This is a genomic window from Phenylobacterium sp. (genome assembly GCF_016124325.1).
In the GTDB taxonomy this organism is placed as follows: domain Bacteria; phylum Pseudomonadota; class Alphaproteobacteria; order Caulobacterales; family Caulobacteraceae; genus Phenylobacterium.
In genome coordinates this window covers 141,054-158,902 of the sequence record NZ_WGNY01000022.1, presented here as the reverse complement: position 1 = coordinate 158,902, position 17,849 = coordinate 141,054, and the positions used below count along the sequence as shown (strand labels likewise).

Here is a 17,849-nt window from a genome sequence, read left to right as displayed (position 1 = left end):
GCGGTGCGGCTGAACCCCGCGGCCGGCCGGCTGCGCAACTTGATCAGCTCCACCGGCCGGCCGCTACCGCCGGCGCTGAAGATCAACTATCAACCCCCAGGGCTCTCACAATGATCGAGGGAGCGGCGGGGGGCAGGTCATTTTGGCCCCGGTCCGTAGATAGAAGGCGCCGTTGAGCCGATTTTGATGTGGGCGCAGCAAGTGCTCAGCGACATCGATGTCGAGGAGGAAGCCACCCTCAACCGGCATGGCGCGAACATCGACGCGCAACGGGCGTGGTTCGATATTGTCTTGCAGGATCGACAGTAGCCGGCGCGTTACAAGCTCCGGGTTTCCAGTAAGGGGACGATAGCGTTCGAAGGCCCCGGCTCGCTCCTGCACGCCGACGACAATGTGTCCCGGACCCGAATTCAGGAAGGCCACAACGTCATCGACCAAATTGGATTTCTGTCGGGCGTCGTCGAGGTCGATTTGAACCTTGAACTCGCATGTGGCGCCTTCTGTGATCTGCTTCGACTCGATCAAGTCAGGCGTCGGGATGGGCAACATCGAGTTCACTCAGGAGGGAGACCAAGACATTACCGCGATTCCAGCCAGCCATCGCCTATGGGACAGCGTCATAGGAACCTGCAGCCAGGCGCCGCAAAAGTTAGGCAAGAGGCCCCGGCAACGCACGGCGCTTTGTTGGCCGATGCGATCCGATGGAGCTGTCGCCCTCGAAATGAAATCCGATTCCGTTTTCGCTTGCGTGACATAATAGAATCTGATTTCATTATAGAATGAAGTTGAGCAGTCTTGTGCCCATTGTCGCCGAAACCCTCGGCCTTCCCCAGCCCTCCATGAATGTGCTGGCCATGACCCTTCGCAAGAATGGGCTAATCAGCAGCGGTGGGCGGGGTCGCGGGGGCGCCGAGATGCGACCGCCCGATGTGACCAACTTGCTTCTAGCCGCCATGGCGGGCGGTCATGCCAAGGACGCTCATGAAATAGTGGCCAGACTCCGCGAAGCATCTGTCACACCCGGGGCCAATCAATACGATGACCCGCCTCGCCCGATCGAGAATCTACCGCTGTTCATGCAGCCGCACAGCTTGGGCGCAGCCCTCGACGCGATACTAGTGTCCTATGCAGCCGATGGAGGGCTCATCGATGATGAATACCAGCTGCCCATCACGAATATCAGCTTAACCGTCACCTTCCCGCATCTGGTCTGCTACCGCGCAGAGCTCTGGCTCGACAATGGCAGTGAGAATTGGACGCTCCGCTATCACCGCAATCATCCGGCGTTTGATGGCGTGCCAAAGGACAAGATGAATGATGTTGCACGCTCCCTCTTAGCGGGTCGCGGCGATCTTGAGTTCACAGCGCGAGTGACATCAACGACCTTCTACGACCTCGCTCAGGCGTTGGAGGAGTCCGCTGCCGACAATACCGCTCAACAATTGCGAGAGACGCTGGCGCGAAAGACCGGACGTCAATCTCTCTGAGCCGATCATCCGAATGTCCCATTGGCTGCCCGGCATCGACATCGCGATCACCTTGGTCGCAAGGAGCTTCCTAGAACAGATGGCGGAGGTCGGCCGGGCGTCCGGTCGTTTCGACGTCGAGCTTCATTGGGACGCTTTGGGCGCCGCGGGATTCGACGTGGTCAATTTCCGCCTTCGGGAAGACCGCGATCATCAGGAACTCGGCTTCCAGCTCATTTCAGAAGCTCCCGATTTGCGCCGGGTGAAGGTGGAACTCAGGGCCTTCCGCTGGACGCCTGACCGGCCGACGACGGCCGTCTACGAGAACGCGGCGCGATCGGTCGTCGCCCCCATACTGATGGCGTACAATCGCGCCCACTCCACGCGATACCGCCTGAGGATCGAGAAGGCGTCCAAAAGCTTCAAGCCGTCCGCGCGGACGGTCGCGCTCTTGGACCGGTTCGCGGTTCTCGCCAACACCGCCTCTCTCCACCCGCGTGATTGGGAACGCTTTTATCAACTGGTCCGTGAAAGCCGGCAGGAAATCCCCGAGCCGCATCTGCGCGCGATGCTGGCCCGCTATGGCTTTTCCCCCCAGACGGCTGAGCGCCTTGCGGACCTTCATGTCCACCTATGGGCCTTTAAGCGCTTTCGATGAACCCGGTCGCACAGCGCAAGAAGCTGGGCGTTCCGCGAGATCCCTATCCCTCCGGCGGCCAGCGATCCCGGAGATTCGCCGCGGCGTAGACTTCACCTTCGGCGAGGAGCCAATCGAGCATGTGCGGGCGCTCTTGCTCCGTCAGATGTTCGTCCCAGATCTCGCCCAATTGCCGGTCCCGCACTTCGGCGGCTGTTGTCACGCGAAGCCAGGCCCTACGATTGAAAAACAGATTAAGGCAGCGCTGTCGGTGGGTGTCGTAGTCAGTGACCGCAGCGGCATACTCGATGTTGTCGGCCGCGAGGCGGGCGGCGGCGTCGCGGTCGTATCCGGGCCGCATGTGGGGTTGGACCTCGGTTAGAAGACCCTTCAGCGCTGAGGGACTCAGACAGTCGTCGATCAGGTCCTGACCGGAGCGCCGAATGTCGGTCAAGGCCAAGCGGCAGTCCTGGCATACATGGACGAACCAATGGCTCCCAAAGCTCAGCCCACCCCCATACCAGCCGTAACGCCACTGGAGAGCTTCAGGGCGCGTCTCCGCCGTGAATATCCGCCGTCGGTGGATGTTGGCGGTCCAAAGCCCACTCTTGGAGGACTGACGTAAAATTTCGAAGCGGTTGCGGTCACAGACGTCACAGCGCCAGTCCTCAGGCGGCGCATGCCACAGATCATGCGCCTTCTTGGTCGCAACGACGGCGTGTAAATCGGCCTGGGCCGGATAGGCGACACGTGCTCGCGGTCGAGCATTCAGGGAGGTCCCGAACCCGTCCGACTGGATCGACCGAGCGGCCAACTCGGCCAGAAGCCCTTCTGGGCTGTAAGCCGATCTTTGGCCCAGCAGCACATCGGACAGTACGGCCAAGGTCAGAGGGCGCTCATAGGGCGACCCTTCTCGGCGATGACGCCCCTCGGCAATACGTTTGGCCAACACTGATACAAAAGCGAGCCGATCGGCCACATCTTCGGCGACCTCGGTCCAAATCGTGCGGGCGACGGCCTCGACGATCTCGTGCGGCCGGTTCGCCGTCACGACGATGAAGCGGCGGATTTCGGAGGGCGAGAAGCTGAACTCCGGATGGATGACGCCCCGGAGCGCGGCCTTGGCCTTTCCCTCAGCGGCGTTGCAATCCTTGCAGACTAGGGTCGTGAAGAAGCGTTCGGTCAAACCCTGGCAGGCCGCGGCCGCGCTGGACTGGGCGCGAGCCGACGCCGCATCGGGCTGGACCGGCAGGCCCTTCCAGAGCCGGCGCATGCCCTCGTCGCCAAGATGGTCGTGGTGACGCTCCAGATGGCAGATCAAAACGCCAGCGGGCGACAGGCGCGCGATCTGAGGTTTGTAACGCTGACAGACCGGACAGGACCAATCTCGTGGCGCCGAGGCCCAGTTGGCGTTCAGGTCCAGTTTCTCGACGCCGAACGCCGCCAGGATCTCCCGAGTCTGCGCGCTCCAGCGACCGTCGACGGAAGGGAACAACGCCTCCAAGCCCTCGTCATCTACTAGGGCAAGGTCTGGCAGGCTCAGCTCAGGCTCCTGGGCTATTTCCGTCACGCCACCTGCAACTCGATGTGCAGGCCGGCCGCCGCCAGCATGTTGACGAGGGTATCGAGGCTGAACAGGTCGATCTTCCCGCGCACAAGATCGGAGATGCGCGGCTGGGTCACGCCGAACAGTTTGGCTGCGGCAGCCTGGCTCAGACCCTCCTGGGCGATGTGGTACCGCAGCGTCATCATCAGACGCGAGCGCAACTTCATATTCTCGGCCTGGCCAGGATCACTCTCGATGGCGTCCCAGACGCTCGCGTGGCGCTCGTCGCTCATGCCTTCAACTCCTTGACCAGGTCCCGATACCGCCGGGTCGCCAACTCGATGTCGGGCCGGCTCGTCCGCTGCGACTTCTTCTCGAAGCAATGCAGGACGAAGACGGCCTCGGCGAACTTGGCCACATAGATGACCCGGAATGCGCCAGCCGCATCGCGGACCCGGATTTCCCGGACTCCGGCGCCAATTGTGGCCATCGGCTTCCAGTCGTCGGGCTCGCGTCCGTTCTGCACCAGATCGAGCTGAAAACCCGCCTGCCGCCGGGCTGCGTCTGGAAAAGCCCGAAGGTCGTCCAGAGCGCTTCCCCGAAACACCACCGGCTTGAGGGCTTCAGTCATCGCAGGCCTCGTCTATACAAGATTTTGTATATCGCCGCAATCACACAGCGGTCGCCTCATCGCCCACGTTCCCGGCCGTCGTCGGGCCGGTTCCGATCTAGGGCCGCGTTGGCGGCGCGCAGCTCGCGGGCCAGCGCCAGGCGCTGGCTGTCGGGCTGCGGCATCGACCGGACGAACGCCTCGACCTTGGCGCCCAGCGCCTGGTCGGCCGGGTTAGCGGACCGGCCGAGCACCTTGGCCTGGGCGAGGTAGAGGCCGCGCACCTTCGCTTGCCGGGCCACCGTGCGGTCCTCCCAAACCGGCCGCGCCGTCCCGCCTCTGAACGCCGCCTTAGCCGCCTCACGGTAGGCGGATCGGCGAACCTGCGCCGGCTCGCCGAGGCCGGCTTCGTGCCGCTCGCGGATCTTCCGCAGCGGTGCCCACTCGGCCTTGAGGGTGACACCACGCGCCCGGCGCGGCGTCGCCTCGGCCTCCACCCCTCGATCCCGCAGGGCCTGGGCGAAGGTCTGCCGCCAGGTCTCCAAGTCAGCCTTCTTCGGGTTTAGCCGCTCGCCGGTACGACCGTGGGCGCAGACGGATAGGTGGGCGTGCGGACGCGGGGTGTCGGTATGCACGGTGAAGACGTAGTCGTGTTGGTCGGCGAATATCTCGATGGCGAAGGCCCGCGCCGCATCCCGCAGCGCGATCTCGTTCGTGCCCGCCGGCATCGACAGGATCACCGACAGGCTGACCGGTGAGTTGGCGCGCCGGTGGTTGTCGGCCTCCGCCGCCGTCGCCCAGTCACGGGCCAGTTCGGCCACTTCACGCTTGCCGACGACGAGGGCACCATCCGGCCCCTCAAGGTCCAGTTGGCCGTTTCGCGAGATGTAGTCGAGGTGGGCGCGGAGATGCGCGCCATCGCGTGTACGGCCGGTCACCTTGACCATCACCTCGGGCGCCCGGCTGGCGATCCGCGTCAGCCGGGCCCTTGCCGATTGGCCGGCGCCCATGGCGCCCGGCCTGAGCGCCGTCGCCGTTCTTATGGCCCTCGGCCGCACCGGCGGGCGCCAGACATCCTCGAAGCCGTGGACCGTCTGGAAGTCGCTCACGGCGCGTCCTCCCAATAGGTCAGGTTGCCCGCGAAGGCTTCGCGCAGCCCCTCCATATGGCCGCGCATCTCGGCCCGCAGGTCGTCGAGATAGGCCAGCTCCAGGTCGAGCACGCGCCCTTCCATCACGGCCGTATTCAGCGCTCGGGCGATCTGATTGACGTTCACGCCGATGCGCCGCAGCTCGACTTGAATGGCGATCAAGGCCAGCTCGTCGGGCCTGGCGAAGCGGGGCTTGCCGGTGGCGTGACGGCGCACCAGCGCGGCGACCCAGGTCGCCGGCGGCATGCCGAAGGCCGCCGACTCGCGAGTGACATGCGCCGCCTCGGGCACCGCGAGGCGCACCATCAGGCGGCGCGCATTGCGCACCAGCCGGGCGGTTGGCGGCGCCGCGGAAGCCGCGACGGCGGCGCCATCGACCAGGCGGAACAGCAGCGCGGAGCGCCCGCCCACGGACTCGGCGGCCACGTCGAAACGGGCGGCCAGATCATCGGGTACACGCACGCTGAGCACCGACACGGACAGGGCTCCGTCTACAATGCTGCCGGCAAGGCTATCCTGCCATAGACAACGACCGCCACAGACTGGCCCCTCCCCTCGGCGCGCGCGATGCGTAAGCCTACGCCCCGCACGCGCTCGCCCGCCGGCCCTTTGGGCCGCCCCAGCCGGGCCAGAAGCACGCGATTGAAGCCGGCGTCAGTCCCCGAAGAACTCCGGCATATCCGCCTTGAGCTTCGCCGCTAGGTGATGATCCGGGAAGCGCACGATTGCGGCGTTCCAGATGCGCAAAGCCTCAGCTTGGTTGCCCGCGTTCCAGTGCGTCCCGCCGAGATTGAACATCGAAAGGTCGTAGTCGGGGTCGAGGTCGAGCGCCTTGCTATAGGCGGCGATCGCATCGTCCGGACGCTCCAGACCGGCATACGTCACACCAAGCTGGAACCAGCTTGGCGCGTCCGGCTGAAAGGTCTCGGCCTGCTCGATGAGCAGCGGCAAACTTTCCGCGAACCGGCCTTGGAACACCAGCGCTGTCCCTAGGCAGTAGCCATAGTGACCGCCATCCAGATCATAGGCCTTTCGGAAGCAGCGCTCGGCCTCGGCCCAGTTCCCGTCGTCCTGCGCCCAATGGCCCAGCCGGTCCCAGAGGAGCGCCGCCGCCTCACCTTGGACATGAGCAATGTGCCGGTCGAACTCTTCGCAAAACGTCGCGTAGGTCGCGCCGATATCGCGGCCCTGGCTGCGAAGGTAGAGGCGCGACAGAAGCAGCTCGCGATAACCGGCGGAGTGGTCTGGAAACTCGCGAATGTAGCGCGGCCAAAAGTCGGCCGCCTGCACGGCGTTCTCCGGAGTCGCCCGTCCGAAGACGGCGACGAGCCGGGCGCACCAAGGCCATATCCAAGGCTCGGCTTCGGCCTGAGCCAGCAGCTGGTTGATCTCCCGGAAGGCGGCCCGACCGTCATCGAGATTGAACAGCGCGTTGGCCCGCCAGCCCGCCACGCCCGAAGCGTGACCGTGCCGGCGCTCCACGAAAATCACCCGGTCGAAATGGGCCACGGCCTCGGCGTACCGCTCGGCGCGAAGGTGATGGTGGCCCATGGCTGCATGGGCCTCAGGCAGGTCCGGCATCAGCCGCAGCGCCTCGCGATAGTGCTCAACCGCGGAAGCTTCATCTCCTAGCCGTTCGAAGCTCGTGCCAAGATTCTTGAGGATTTGCGCGGCGAGGTTTGGCATGCGCGGCAAAGCCGGATCGCTGAGGGCCCGCAGATAGGCTTCCTTCGCCGCGCCCTCGTCACCCAGGGCCGAGTGGGCGTTGCCGATCGTGTAATGCAGGCTCGACGGCTGATAGAGGCCGCCCGCGAGCTTTGCCTCGAAATAGCCGATCGCGTCTCGAATGCGCTCGGGAAACCGGCTCGTGCGATCCATGCCGAGGTTGATCTCCGCCATGTAGCTCGGCCCGAAGGCGTCGCTTTGCGGGCCGAGGACCGCAGCGAAGGTCTCGAAGCTCGCGCTGATCATCACGTCGCACCCGCGCTCATAGAGCATCGCCAGCGCTTGCGCGGCGAGCGCGGGGTCCTCCGGAACGTGGACGGCGGCAGGGACGTGCAGGACCGTCGCGGGCTCCCCCGCCTGTCCGATCCGGCGGTCGCGCGAAGTGCGCGCGTCGCTTCGGGCCAGACGGGCCAGCCGGACCAGACGCTCAACCGACAGCGGCTCGTTGAAGCCGATGGTCAACGTCTGCTGCTCTGTCCACGCCCTGCCCTCATGCTCGTATTGGGTGAGGACGCTCTCGACCGTTCGGACCAACAGATTGCCCGTGGGGGCGTGGAAGCAGACGTAGAGGCTGTACGGTTGCATCAAGAGATAGTTGAGATTGGCGCGGCTGACCTCGACGCTGATGGAGCCGTCGGCGTTCAGCGACCGCTCCGTCCCCTTCAGCTGGACGTGGATCCGCACATTTGTGGCGTGGCCGCCGTCTTGCACTTCGATCTGGCAATCGACCCCATAGTCCCGGCGATCTGTAGCTTGAAGAATGAATGCGCCGCTCTCGTTGAGGCGCGCGTGAAAGGCGGCGACCGCTCGGTCTTCGAGCGCGTGCGTCGCGGCGCGAATGGGCAAGTCATCGAAGTGGGTCATCGGCCCTCAGCCAGAAAGGGGATATCCTCGATTCGCTTGACTTGCCCCAGCGCCATTTCGATCTCGTTCAGTAGGCGTTGTCGGGGGCATAGCCCTTCCAATCCTCGGAACCGTCGTAGGAAAGTGACCCCTGCGCGACACCGCTGGCCAGCCAAAGCTGGTCGAACGCGGGGCGCAGAAAGGCGCCCGCGCGGCCTCCTTCAGGGACCAGCGCAGCGGTCAGCGCCAGGCTTTGAACCCGGAAGCGCCCGCTGCCTGGCGCTCCGCAGAGCTCGACCTCCTCAAGTCCGTAGAGGTGGGCCACCACGGCGAAGGGTCCAGCCAGACCCAGGGCGGTCAATAACGCGATGCTGCGGTCGGCAAGAGTCACCAAACGCTTTTCGATGTGGAAGCCATTCACGACGATTGTGGGATCATCGTCGATGCGGTGGCCGAGGGTGAACACCTGCTCGACGACACCGGGCCGCAATAGCCGGGCGAACCAGTCCAACTCGGGATTGGGTTTGTCGGGAATGGCGCGCGCCGGGGCCTTCGCCCACCACTGGGTGTGATCCTGACCGGTAAGCGTCGTGACCTCGTCCGTAGGAAACAGCAGATGGCGCGCAGCCTGCACTGCCTTGAGATCTAGGTTTGTCGCGCCGAGCGCCGCGGCCGGAGCGATGCAGAGCCATGCCGCGGGCTCGGAAACGATGGCCGGCGGATTATTGGCGAACCGGGAATTTAGCGTTTGGATGGCAAGGGCGTGGAGCGGCGGCAACAGGTCGGGGGGCGGCGGCCGCGTGGCGATTATGTCATCGGCGATGACGTTCAGGCCCAGCTCCAGACGCGCCGACAGCTTGTCGCGGGCGTCCCGGCGAGCCTTGTCAGGCTTCTCGCTCGCCAGCTCATAGTCGGCAGGAAACCGGTGATGGTTTAGGTCGAACGGCAGGTCCTTTGGCGGCCCGAAGGCTGTGTTCATGGCCAAGAGAATCCGCTCCCAACCCTTGGCCATCAGCGCATAGCCGTATTCGGCCATGACATTGGGGTTCGGGACCAGTTTTCCCTCGGCCGTTTGCGCCACGATCGAGATATCGCCGACGAAGACATCGCAGGCTTCGATTTTTCTTAGGATGGTGGCATTCACCGGAGGGGTCCCCGGAATGCCTTGCGTGTCGGAGTCGATGATCACCTCGATTCCGCGAGCCGCCTTGATCCGGGCCGCCGCCGCCTCCAGCGCGACGCGAATGAACTCCTTCCCAAGTTTGGGTGGATGATCGCTCTGCCAGGAATAGAAGACCATGAGCTGCATCCCTCCGGTGTAGGAGGCTCGCGGCAATGGTCAAGCTGGGGCGACCTGAGGAGAAGGGCGCACATGTCGGACCTTCCGCCTTGGCGCCGGCACACGGCCCGCTTTCAGGACCGCGTCCTGGGGCTTGGGGCGACGACCCTTGACTTTCTGCACCCGTTCCTGGACGACCTTCCAGCCTGGCCGATCTCGACGGAGCTGAGCGACCGGGCTGCGCTTAAGTTTCAGGTCTGCCTTGTGACCCTTGGCAGCCTTCGCTCGGCGCGCGAGGTAGCGTTTTCGACCTCGAAGCTCTGGCTTCAAGGCCACTTCCTCCTCGCGGCAACCGGCTTTCGGACGGTTCAGGTGCTATACGGGCAGCTATGCTGGCTGGAGCAAAAGGTCTTGCGGCCCATAGAGGCCGGAGACCTCGGCGTCGCCCACAACCGCGCCGTCAAGGTCATCTTCGGATCGAACACGGCCATCCCGCATGTACGCGGCGGGGTCGGGCCTCACCCGCTTGTCAACGTCATGGATTTCATTCGGGCTGCCGAGGCCGCCACACCGGGACTTCTAGAGGACTACAAGTTCCTCTGCGACAGCGCGCACCCAAGTTACATGCTGCAAAGCTGGCTGCTCTTCGCTGGCCCTGACCACGACAATTGGACCAACCCGACCTTTGCGCTTCAAGCCGAAGCACTACTGGACCGGATCGTGGTTGCTGGCGAGACCTCGATCAACGAGATCGGAATCGTCGCGAAGGACCTCATGTCTCGGTGCGTCCCGGAAGTCCGCAGCGAGACAGCTTCCGAAGGAAACTGAGGCGAACGCCGAAGCGCCCGCCTCAAATGCCGTTAGGCGGCGGCAGCCGTCGATTGACGCTGGTGGAGGAAGTCCGCCGCTCGCTGAGCGTGGGCAGCGGCGGTGAAGATGAACCGCTGATCGCCCTTGAGCACCTCCAGCCAGCTGGCGATGTAGCTGGCGTGATCCGCTCGGGGATCTAGCGCCAATCCCAGGTCGGCGCAGAGGAACGCCGCGCCAAGTTCGGCGACCAGCTCTTCACGAGCATAGCCGTCGTCGCCCCACCGCTTGCGGCCGAAGTCGCGATCTAGTCGGGTCGGGTGCCGGGTCCAGTGGGTGCATTCGTGAGCCAGGGTTGCGTAGTAGGCCTCCGGGTCCTGGAAGCACTCGAACGGCGGCATCTGCACGTAGTCGGGATGAATGGCGTAGTAGGCCTGGTCGCCGCCATGCCGGATGTCGGCGCGCGTGGCCCTGAAGAAGGCCTCGGCCTGATCGATCCGCTGGGCGGCGTCGAACCTGGGTTCGGCGACCGTGTGGAAGTGCGGCGGCAGACCCTCGACCTGTTCGACGTTGAAGACAGTGTAGGCCTTCAGGAATGGGATCTGACGCTCGACGTCCTGGCCGTCATCGCCGGTCTCGGTGCGCTTGATCCGGTTGGCGTAGACCACCGTGGCGCCGTGCTCGCCCTTGCGGACATGGCCCCCGAGCGCCAGGGCCTGGCGGAAGGTGATCCAGATCGGCGCGGTGTAGCCGCGGGCGACGGCTTCGGCCCAGAGCAGGATGACGTTGATGCCGTTGTAAGGCTCGCCGATGGACCGCAGCGGGCGGCTGATCCGTCCGGCCAGATGCTCGGCGGACCAGGGCTTGGTCCAGGGGCGGACGCCGGTCTCAAGGTCGGCGACGATGGCGTTGGTGACCCGGCTATAGAGGTCTTGTCTGGATTTGGGGCGTGAGGTCTCAGATGCGCGCGTCATGGCGGCCTCCTGTGGGTTCAGGTTTTGGGGACGCGGCGCCCCGCCGACAGCGGCGGGGCGCTCTGCGGGGGGGGGTCAGTCGGCCTGGCGGCTGCGCGACCAGATCAGGCTGTAGCCCGAGCCCCGTTCACCTTCGGGGGCGTCGACCAGGCTGGCGTAGATCGGAGCCGGGAAGCTCGGGTCGTCCAGCTTGACCGAGAGGTAGGCCCGGTCCTCGCGGGAGGTCTTCATCCAGGCGGCGCCGAATTCGGTCTGGCCGGAGAAGATGCGGAAGTCGGGGGCCTTGTCGTTGTCCTTCTCGACCTTGCGCAGGACGGCGGATTTGACGTTGAGGGTCAGGGTCTTGATCGCGCCGTTGTAGTTGCCGGCGTCGTCCTTGGTGAAGGTGCCGATGGTCGCCATTCTATATTCTCCTAAGTCTTCCTCGGACCGCGCCCATCGCGGCCTCGATGGCGATTTCCAGGACGAGGGGCGCTGGGCGCCGCAGCTGCAGGCCCGCAGCGCAGCGGAGGACGCCGGCGACGACTTGTTTGACGCGCGAGGAATTCGGCGCAGCCGAAGGGGAAAGAAGTCGGGAGCCGGCGTTGGGGCGATCAGCGGGGCCGGAACGGCCCGCACCCCTCGGCCCAATCAGGCCAGAGAGAGGCGACATGGGTCGGTCGCGAAGGTGCGGAGATCGGGCCGGCGACCGGGACCACACCACCGGCGACGCCGTGCGCCCTGCACGCAGAAAGAAGGGCCGCCCACCTCGTCGGCGCACGGCCCCCAGAGTCGGGAGAGAAGGGCCGCGACCTGCGGCCTCGCCGCTAGGCGGCTTCTTCGGTCAGGCCCGGCGCCTCGGACTGAACCTCGGACGCCGCCGGGACCGGCGCTCGAAGCAGGCTCGGCAGCCAGCCCTTCCCGGCCAGCAACGCCTCGGCCTCCGACGCCATATCGGGCTTCTTCAGGCCGCCGATCCGCTCGGCCGCCTCCGCCGACACGGCCTCCCGAACCGCCTCGCCGATCCCGGCCTTGGTGACGCGGCCCAGATAGCTCGCCACGGTCGGCGTCCAGTAGCCGCTCATGTCGAGGTCCTCCGGCTCCTCGGCTTCCGGGCTGGCGTCATCCGCGTCGCCTTCCGGCCGGACCCCACCGCCGCCGGACTCGACGTTCGGCTCAGGCTCGGGCGCCGGCATGTCCTCGGGCCGGACTAGTCCCCGCTCGACGCGGGCCACGCCGTCCTGGCCGAGGATCACGAAGACACCGCCGCGCGCAATCTCTTCGGGGTGGTAGGCCGTGCCGTCGCCGAAGACGTCGAGGGCGGCGTCGATCTCCTTGAAGCGGGCCTCGATATCGGGCGGGAGATCCTCGACGGCGTCCCACTCGCTGACCAGGGTGTCGTACTCTTCGGAGAGAGCGTCGATCTTCGCCGTCTCGTCCTGCGAGCGCTCCACCGGACGAGGGTAGACACGGGCGAGGCCGAGCGCGCGCGGGAAGTCGATGTGGGGTTCGGACCACTTCCAGCCCTCCGCCTCCCGCACGTTCTCCGCGATCCCGGCCAGCTTCTCGGCCACCAGCCGGTCCAGCAGGGCCGGGTCCTCGAACCAGCCGCCGCCATCTTCGGTAAAGAGGTCGCGCAGGATGGTCCCACCCGCCTCGAGGTAGGGTTCGGTCCCGATGAACAGCGCCCGCCGGTCGGCGGCCGACACCTTGGCCTCGGTCATGGCGCGACGGATCAGATAGGGCGGACGGTGACCGCCCAGCTGCTCCAGGACCTGAGCCTGTCGGGCATGGTCCTCGCTGACCGCGAACGCCATCATCTGGTCGAGGTTCAGGTCTCCCGCCCGGTAGAGGTCCATCAGGGCCGCGCTGACGGCGCCGAGGCGAAGCCGCTGGCGCACCACCTGGGCCGACACGCCGAACCGGGCCGCGATCTCCTCGGCCGACAGCCCCCGCTCATCGGCGAGCCGTCGGAAGGCTTCGAACTGGTCGGCCGGATGCATGCCGGTGCGAGTGACGTTCTCGTCCAGGCTGATCTCATGCGGATCGTTGGCGAGGTCCACGACGCAGCGCACGGGCTCAGCCTTCTTGATCTGCTTACGCTTGGCGAGCACGCAGAGCGCGAGGCGACGCCCCTCGCCGATGGTGACGAGGTAGAAGCCGGTCGGCGTCCCCTCCCCGTCCGCCTCGGGCTCCACGACGGGGGCCTGGAGGACGCCCTTCACCGCGATGCTGGCGGCCAGGGCCTCGATGTCGGCCTGCGCATGCGGGGTCCGCCGCGCATTGCGCGGCGACTTCTTCAGCTTGTTGAGCGGCACGTCGATGACGTCGCCGTCCTGATGATTGAGTTCGGTCTGTTGGGTCATGTCTGCCTCCTTGGGGCATGGCTGGCAGGCGCAAGGCGCGCCTGCTGCCCTGCCCGTCGGCGAGACCGGGGTAGCAAGGGCCAGGGCGAGCCGGCCGGAGGGGTGTCTCCCGGCCTGCACAAGCCGCTCGTGCTTGTGCCTGCCATCCACCTGTGATCTGGCGCGGAAGGTCGGGGAAACCGGCCGAAGCGGCGGCGAAGCCGCGCACCCTGTCCTGCGCGAGGGCGGAGCCCTTAGGGCCGCGCGCCGCGGGAGCGGCGCGACCATAGCAAAGGCTTTGCCGCACCCTCAGGCGCAGCAGGCTTGGCCGCCAGCCTCCTGGATCGGCGGACAGGGAAAATCGCCATAGGAGCAATAGACGCAGCAGTCGCCCGGCTTGGGCTTGAGTACGGCGCCGCAGCCCAGGCAGTCGTAGAAGTACTGGCAGGCGTCCGCCGGCATGGTCTCGGTCGCCTGGTGGCCGCAGTGCGGACAGGTCAGCGTGGAGCGAGCCTGGATCTGAACGTCGCTCATCCTCGGGCGCCCCGGATGAGCGCCAGGGCCCATGGCTCGACGATCGGCCGCCACGCCAGGGCGAGGAGAACGAGAACCGTGGCCGCCCCGAGCAGCCCGGTCGCAAGCCGCGATGGCGCAGCGCAGGCGCGGCCGGCCCGACACATCCGTGCTCGTCGCCAGGTCATGAGCCAGCCCACGCCGATCATGGCGAGCGCCGCGAGCGTGATCCAGGTGCGCTGACCTGCGAACCAGCTAAGGCCGCCCAGGCCCAGCCCGGCAAGGGCCAGCGACATCGGCAGGACGCAGCAGGCGGCCCAGGCGAAGACCGCACCCCCCGCGGCCGCGACTGCCGCCCAGCTCAGGGTGGCTTCAGCCGCCTCGCGGTCGGCCCCCTGCCTGCGAGATCCAAACCCGCTGCTCGTCGTCATGCCCTCATCTCCTGGTGCGATCCGGACCAGCATGCCATCTGTAGCGACTACAGACTCAAGCCCCGATCGACAGGCGACTTCCATGGCTGAAAAGGCGATGCCCATCGGCGAACTCTCGCGCCGCACGGGCTGCAACATCGAAACGATCCGCTACTATGAGCGGATCGGCCTCATTCCTGCCCCCCAACGGCGCGGGCGCTACCGCAGCTATCGGGCGGACGATGTGGGCCGCCTCGGATTCGTGCGTCGCGCACGTGCCCTCGGCTTCACGCTGGAAGAAGTGCGCGCCCTGCTGGGCCTCGCGGCCGGCGGGCAAGATCCCTGCGCCGAGGTGCGGTCCCTCGCCGCATCGCACCTGAAGGACGTGCGGGCGCGAATCGCCGACCTCCGGCGCATGGAGCGGGTCCTGGCAGACTCGGTTCGAGCTTGCGACAGCGGGCAAGATCCCGGTTGCCCGCTTATCGAGGCCCTCGACGCGGACCGTCCGACCAAGGGGTGTTGACACGAAATTGCGGAAGTGGCGTTGCACAAGCCATCGTCGGGAGCAGTGCTATGCCTGCGGCAGCACACGCCCTGGGCCGACGAGTGGCGCGTCCTCTACGAGAAGCGCCCGCGCCGCCGTCGTGAGCACCGCCAGCGCGTCCACCGCCCCGTCGGCTTCGCCCTTCTCGAAGTCGCCGGCCTGGCCCATCTGGTTGGTGACGTGGGCGAAGCAGAGCACCTGCCGGCTTCGAGCCGCCGCAAAGGCGTAGAGCCCGGCCGCTTCCATCTCCACGGCGAGCAGCCCGCGTTCGCGCATGGCGGCGATCTCGGTCTCGGTCTCCCGAAACGGTGCGTCCGTCGTCCAGGTCCCCCCGCGGATCACCGGCGTGCGAAGATTTACGAAGGCCCCGTCGACGGCTTCGAGCAGATCACCCGCCGCGGCGCTGAACTCACCGGGCGCCAGGTAGTGGTAGCTGACGCCCTCGTCCCGCAGCGCCCGGTCGATAAGCACGAAATATGGGGGCGCGACACCGACAGGCGCCAGCCGCCCGGCCGACGTCATGCTGAGGAGAAGCTCGCAGCCGCTGGCGAAGAGCTGCTCAGCGACGAGGACCGCGAAGGCCGCGCCGACGGCGCAACCGATGACGCCGTACTCGCAGCCGCCCTCCTCGAACCGATAGAGCTCCGTGTGATAGCAGGCCCAGGCAGGATCCCGCCGCGCCCGACCGCTCGCCTTGAGCGCGCGGACGAGGTCCCCGTCCGGGTCGAGAATGCAGACCCGAGTGGTCTGCAGATCGGGCAGTCCCTTTTGTCGTCGCGCCTCGCGCAACAGATTCTCAGGACGGAAGGCCGAGGCCTCCGCATGGCGCTTGCCGGCCAGGATCGGCGCATTGAGCGGATCGCCGATCATGACGCCTTCCCGTCGGCTGTCTTGCGGAAGAGGCACCAGACGAAGCTCTGCGAGGCGCCGCCCGGAGTCAGGTGGGTTTCCGGGCGAGCGTCGATCAATGCGAAACGGGGGCCCAGGATCGCTGCGAGCATCTGCGGCGAGTATCGCTGAACCGGCAAGCCGCTGCAGCGCTCGGGCCCGTCCAAGGCGAAGGTCGCCAGGATCACATGGCCCCCAGGACGCAGCGCCCGCTCGAGCGTCCGAAGGTAGGCTTGGCGATCCGCCGCATCGATGAGGAAGTGGAAGACGGCGCGGTCATGCCAGAGGTCGAAGGCGGCGGCGGGCGGACGCCAGGTCGTGATGTCCTCGACCAGCCAGTTCACCAGCGCCGCCCGCTCGCCGAGCCGCGCCTTCACCTCCGCCAGGGCCTGGCTTGAGACGTCCAGGACGCTGACGTGGCGAAAGCCGCGATCCAGCAGGTGGTCGACGAGGGCCGAGGCGCCGGCGCCGACGTCGATGATCGCGCCTTCAGGATTCGCCCCAGCTGCCGCGATTATAGCCAGGGACGGCGACGGCTCGGCTTGGAACCAGCTCACGGTTTCCGCCGCCTTGGAGCCGTACACCTGCTCCCAATGCTCTTGCGTCGTGCTCAAATTGAGGCTCCTAGCGACGCTAGCCCAGGCATACGCCTGGGCCGACGATCGGGATTCTTGACGGCTTGCGCCTGCACGCTAACATTCAAGAACTCTCTTGAATGATCGTCAAGCCGCCATCGGGAGTCTTCGCCTGTCCGCCAAGCTCGACCTCTTCGCCGCGTTCGCCGAGATCGGCCGGGCGCTAGGCAACCCGCATCGGCTGGACCTGTTGGAGCACCTTGCGCAGGGTGAGAGGAGCGTCGAGGCGCTCGCAACCAAGGGGGGCCTGACCGTCGCCAACGCCTCGCAGCACCTGCAGGCCTTGCGTCGCGCCGGCCTGGTCATTGGTGAGCGTCGCGGCAAACAGATCGTCTATCGCCTCGCCGGCAGCGACGTTCTCGACCTGACGGCGGCCCTCAGAATCGTGGGCGAGCGCCATACCGATGCCGTCAGGACCGTGATCGAGGACTACTTCCAATCGCGAGACAGCCTCGACGCCGTGGAATTCGCGGCGCTCGAACAGATGATGGCGGACGGGCTCGTGACGCTGCTTGATGTGCGGCCGTCAGATGAGTTTGCGGACGGCCATGTCGCCGGCGCCGTGAACATCCCTCTGGCCGAACTCGGATCGCGCCTGGATCAGATCTCCCCCGATGTCCAAGTGGTCGCCTACTGCCGCGGCCCCTGGTGTGTCCTGGCCTTCGAGGCGGTCGCGTTCCTCCGCGAACAAGGCCGCGAAGCCCGGCGGCTCGATGGCGGGCTTCCGGAATGGCGGCGCGCGGGCCTGCCCGTCGAGGCCGGCTCGCCGCGCTGACGGTCAGCTCTTGCACAATCCGGGCGTCTCATCGCCGAGCGGCGGGCGGACCGCGGCCAGGGCGATGAAGGCGGCGCCAAATGTGGCGCGCCGTCCAAGCCATGGATCGACGCTGGCGGCGAGCGATGCGAACCAGCCGACCGGCGGATAGAAGATCGCGCCTCGCATAGCGCCGACCTTCAACCCTGAAGCCTCGACGAGACGGCGGAGTTCAGCCCGGCTCCAAAAGTGGGCCGCGCTCCACGTCGCGGACCCCAACCAGCCGCGAACCCTGCGCATCGCCGCCCACAGGCTGTGCCGCCCAAGCTCCCCAATGACGAGCCGGCCGCCCGGTTTCAGCACCCGGACCATCTCGTGGACGGCCAAGCTAGGGTCGGGAACCAGGCAGAGCACTGTGATCGCGACCACCAGATCGAAGGTGTCCGCCTCGAACGGCAGGGCTTGCACGTCGCCGCGGAGAAGCTGGGCCTCCGCATTCGCGGCGCCGAGCCGGTCACGGGCGGCGGCGAGCATGCGAGGATCGGTGTCCAGCCCGGTCACCCGCGCGCCGCTGCGCGCGAGCTTCAATGTGAGCATGCCGTCTCCGCAACCGGCATCCAGGACTCGGCGGCCCGGGAGGGACCCGCACAGCTCGACGACCAGCGCCTGCTCCAGGCGCTCGGTGACGCGACCAAGACGGCTTGCATGCCAATGGCGATACGACTGCGGCAGGTCCGACAATGC

At 66.6% G+C, this 17,849-nt stretch carries 21 protein-coding genes; 5 read left to right on the top strand and 16 right to left on the bottom strand.

Going from position 1 to position 17,849, the window contains the following annotated elements; translation table 11 throughout:
• Positions 1-105 precede the first annotated feature (105 nt).
• Entirely contained in the window at positions 106-549 is a 444-nt protein-coding gene (locus GC203_RS14200) for an ATP-binding protein (protein WP_293455595.1), read from the bottom strand.
• A 236-nt stretch (positions 550-785) separates the two neighbouring features.
• Between GC203_RS14200 and GC203_RS14195 the strand changes: the two genes are divergently transcribed.
• Both GC203_RS14195 and GC203_RS14190 read left to right on the top strand, forming a co-directional pair.
• A complete protein-coding gene (locus GC203_RS14195) occupies positions 786-1,487 on the top strand; it encodes a hypothetical protein (protein WP_293455589.1) in 702 nt (233 codons plus the stop codon).
• 13 nt (positions 1,488-1,500) lie between these two features.
• Positions 1,501-2,124: a hypothetical protein gene (locus GC203_RS14190; RefSeq protein WP_293455587.1), complete on the top strand. Its 624-nt coding sequence runs from the start codon at positions 1,501-1,503 to the stop codon at positions 2,122-2,124.
• A gap of 43 nt (positions 2,125-2,167) precedes the next feature.
• On the opposite strand, the gene GC203_RS14185 is transcribed toward GC203_RS14190, so the two are convergent.
• From GC203_RS14185 to GC203_RS14155, 7 genes are all read right to left on the bottom strand, one after another.
• Entirely contained in the window at positions 2,168-3,607 is a 1,440-nt protein-coding gene (locus GC203_RS14185; RefSeq protein ID WP_293455585.1) for a hypothetical protein, read from the bottom strand.
• A gap of 62 nt (positions 3,608-3,669) precedes the next feature.
• Positions 3,670-3,942, bottom strand: a complete 273-nt coding sequence (locus GC203_RS14180; protein WP_293455584.1) for an XRE family transcriptional regulator — start codon at positions 3,940-3,942, stop codon at positions 3,670-3,672.
• Complete coding sequence (locus tag GC203_RS14175; protein WP_293455582.1) at positions 3,939-4,280, bottom strand: type II toxin-antitoxin system RelE/ParE family toxin; 342 nt, start codon at positions 4,278-4,280, stop codon at positions 3,939-3,941. The genes GC203_RS14180 and GC203_RS14175 overlap by 4 nt, the downstream gene beginning before the upstream one ends.
• A gap of 56 nt (positions 4,281-4,336) precedes the next feature.
• Positions 4,337-5,368, bottom strand: coding sequence for a relaxase/mobilization nuclease domain-containing protein (locus tag GC203_RS14170; protein WP_293455579.1), 1,032 nt, complete (start codon positions 5,366-5,368; stop codon positions 4,337-4,339).
• Positions 5,365-5,886 (bottom strand): plasmid mobilization relaxosome protein MobC, encoded by a 522-nt coding sequence (gene mobC, locus GC203_RS14165; RefSeq protein ID WP_293455577.1) that lies wholly within the window; start codon positions 5,884-5,886, stop codon positions 5,365-5,367. Before mobC ends, GC203_RS14170 begins: the two co-directional genes overlap by 4 nt.
• Before the next feature lie 177 nt (positions 5,887-6,063).
• The gene (locus GC203_RS14160) at positions 6,064-7,998 is read right to left on the bottom strand and encodes a tetratricopeptide repeat protein (RefSeq protein WP_293455574.1); all 1,935 of its coding nucleotides are present in this window, start codon (positions 7,996-7,998) and stop codon (positions 6,064-6,066) included.
• A gap of 67 nt (positions 7,999-8,065) precedes the next feature.
• Positions 8,066-9,286: a hypothetical protein gene (locus GC203_RS14155; RefSeq protein ID WP_293455572.1), complete on the bottom strand. Its 1,221-nt coding sequence runs from the start codon at positions 9,284-9,286 to the stop codon at positions 8,066-8,068.
• A gap of 63 nt (positions 9,287-9,349) precedes the next feature.
• Here GC203_RS14155 and GC203_RS14150 point away from each other — a divergent pair, with 63 nt between their 5' ends.
• Entirely contained in the window at positions 9,350-10,084 is a 735-nt protein-coding gene (locus tag GC203_RS14150; RefSeq protein ID WP_293455570.1) for a hypothetical protein, read from the top strand.
• Between the two features lie 32 nt (positions 10,085-10,116).
• On the opposite strand, the gene GC203_RS14145 is transcribed toward GC203_RS14150, so the two are convergent.
• From GC203_RS14145 to GC203_RS14125, 5 genes are all read right to left on the bottom strand, one after another.
• The gene (locus GC203_RS14145; protein WP_293455568.1) at positions 10,117-11,037 is read right to left on the bottom strand and encodes a zincin-like metallopeptidase domain-containing protein; all 921 of its coding nucleotides are present in this window, start codon (positions 11,035-11,037) and stop codon (positions 10,117-10,119) included.
• A 75-nt stretch (positions 11,038-11,112) separates the two neighbouring features.
• Positions 11,113-11,439: a DUF736 domain-containing protein gene (locus GC203_RS14140; RefSeq protein WP_293455567.1), complete on the bottom strand. Its 327-nt coding sequence runs from the start codon at positions 11,437-11,439 to the stop codon at positions 11,113-11,115.
• A gap of 404 nt (positions 11,440-11,843) precedes the next feature.
• Positions 11,844-13,382 carry a ParB/RepB/Spo0J family partition protein gene (locus GC203_RS14135; protein ID WP_293455565.1) on the bottom strand — a complete coding sequence of 513 codons (1,539 nt, stop codon included), beginning with the start codon at positions 13,380-13,382 and terminating at the stop codon, positions 11,844-11,846.
• A gap of 288 nt (positions 13,383-13,670) precedes the next feature.
• The gene (locus GC203_RS14130; RefSeq protein WP_293455562.1) at positions 13,671-13,895 is read right to left on the bottom strand and encodes a GDCCVxC domain-containing (seleno)protein; all 225 of its coding nucleotides are present in this window, start codon (positions 13,893-13,895) and stop codon (positions 13,671-13,673) included.
• The gene (locus GC203_RS14125; protein WP_293455559.1) at positions 13,892-14,305 is read right to left on the bottom strand and encodes an MFS transporter permease; all 414 of its coding nucleotides are present in this window, start codon (positions 14,303-14,305) and stop codon (positions 13,892-13,894) included. Before GC203_RS14125 ends, GC203_RS14130 begins: the two co-directional genes overlap by 4 nt.
• An 82-nt stretch (positions 14,306-14,387) precedes the next feature.
• Here GC203_RS14125 and GC203_RS14120 point away from each other — a divergent pair, with 82 nt between their 5' ends.
• Positions 14,388-14,807 carry a helix-turn-helix domain-containing protein gene (locus GC203_RS14120; protein ID WP_293455556.1) on the top strand — a complete coding sequence of 140 codons (420 nt, stop codon included), beginning with the start codon at positions 14,388-14,390 and terminating at the stop codon, positions 14,805-14,807.
• Positions 14,808-14,855: 48 nt separating this feature from the next.
• Here the strand turns inward: GC203_RS14120 and GC203_RS14115 are convergent, their stop codons facing one another.
• On the bottom strand, positions 14,856-15,698 hold the full coding sequence (locus GC203_RS14115; protein WP_293455553.1) for a nucleoside phosphorylase: 843 nt from the start codon (positions 15,696-15,698) through the stop codon (positions 14,856-14,858).
• Positions 15,695-16,330 (bottom strand): class I SAM-dependent methyltransferase, encoded by a 636-nt coding sequence (locus GC203_RS14110; RefSeq protein ID WP_293455550.1) that lies wholly within the window; start codon positions 16,328-16,330, stop codon positions 15,695-15,697. Before GC203_RS14110 ends, GC203_RS14115 begins: the two co-directional genes overlap by 4 nt.
• A 97-nt stretch (positions 16,331-16,427) precedes the next feature.
• On the opposite strand from GC203_RS14110, the gene GC203_RS14105 reads away from it, so the two are divergent.
• Positions 16,428-17,126 (top strand): metalloregulator ArsR/SmtB family transcription factor, encoded by a 699-nt coding sequence (locus GC203_RS14105; protein ID WP_293455547.1) that lies wholly within the window; start codon positions 16,428-16,430, stop codon positions 17,124-17,126.
• 3 nt (positions 17,127-17,129) lie between these two features.
• On the opposite strand, the gene GC203_RS14100 is transcribed toward GC203_RS14105, so the two are convergent.
• Positions 17,130-17,846: a class I SAM-dependent methyltransferase gene (locus GC203_RS14100; RefSeq protein WP_293455544.1), complete on the bottom strand. Its 717-nt coding sequence runs from the start codon at positions 17,844-17,846 to the stop codon at positions 17,130-17,132.
• Positions 17,847-17,849: the final 3 nt, after the last annotated feature.

Bases quoted from the DNA above. Each gene is read 5' to 3' on its own strand.
- GC203_RS14200 (WP_293455595.1), bottom strand. From the start codon at position 549: ATGTTGCCCATCCCGACGCCTGACTTGATCGAGTCGAAGCAGATCACA.
- GC203_RS14190 (WP_293455587.1), top strand. From the start codon at position 1,501: ATGTCCCATTGGCTGCCCGGCATCGACATCGCGATCACCTTGGTCGCA.
- GC203_RS14180 (WP_293455584.1), bottom strand. From the start codon at position 3,942: ATGAGCGACGAGCGCCACGCGAGCGTCTGGGACGCCATCGAGAGTGAT.
- GC203_RS14175 (WP_293455582.1), bottom strand. From the start codon at position 4,280: ATGACTGAAGCCCTCAAGCCGGTGGTGTTTCGGGGAAGCGCTCTGGAC.
- GC203_RS14160 (WP_293455574.1), bottom strand. From the start codon at position 7,998: ATGACCCACTTCGATGACTTGCCCATTCGCGCCGCGACGCACGCGCTC.
- GC203_RS14155 (WP_293455572.1), bottom strand. From the start codon at position 9,286: ATGCAGCTCATGGTCTTCTATTCCTGGCAGAGCGATCATCCACCCAAA.
- GC203_RS14150 (WP_293455570.1), top strand. From the start codon at position 9,350: ATGTCGGACCTTCCGCCTTGGCGCCGGCACACGGCCCGCTTTCAGGAC.
- GC203_RS14145 (WP_293455568.1), bottom strand. From the start codon at position 11,037: ATGACGCGCGCATCTGAGACCTCACGCCCCAAATCCAGACAAGACCTC.
- GC203_RS14140 (WP_293455567.1), bottom strand. From the start codon at position 11,439: ATGGCGACCATCGGCACCTTCACCAAGGACGACGCCGGCAACTACAAC.
- GC203_RS14135 (WP_293455565.1), bottom strand. From the start codon at position 13,382: ATGACCCAACAGACCGAACTCAATCATCAGGACGGCGACGTCATCGAC.
- GC203_RS14130 (WP_293455562.1), bottom strand. From the start codon at position 13,895: ATGAGCGACGTTCAGATCCAGGCTCGCTCCACGCTGACCTGTCCGCAC.
- GC203_RS14125 (WP_293455559.1), bottom strand. From the start codon at position 14,305: ATGACGACGAGCAGCGGGTTTGGATCTCGCAGGCAGGGGGCCGACCGC.
- GC203_RS14120 (WP_293455556.1), top strand. From the start codon at position 14,388: ATGGCTGAAAAGGCGATGCCCATCGGCGAACTCTCGCGCCGCACGGGC.
- GC203_RS14115 (WP_293455553.1), bottom strand. From the start codon at position 15,698: ATGATCGGCGATCCGCTCAATGCGCCGATCCTGGCCGGCAAGCGCCAT.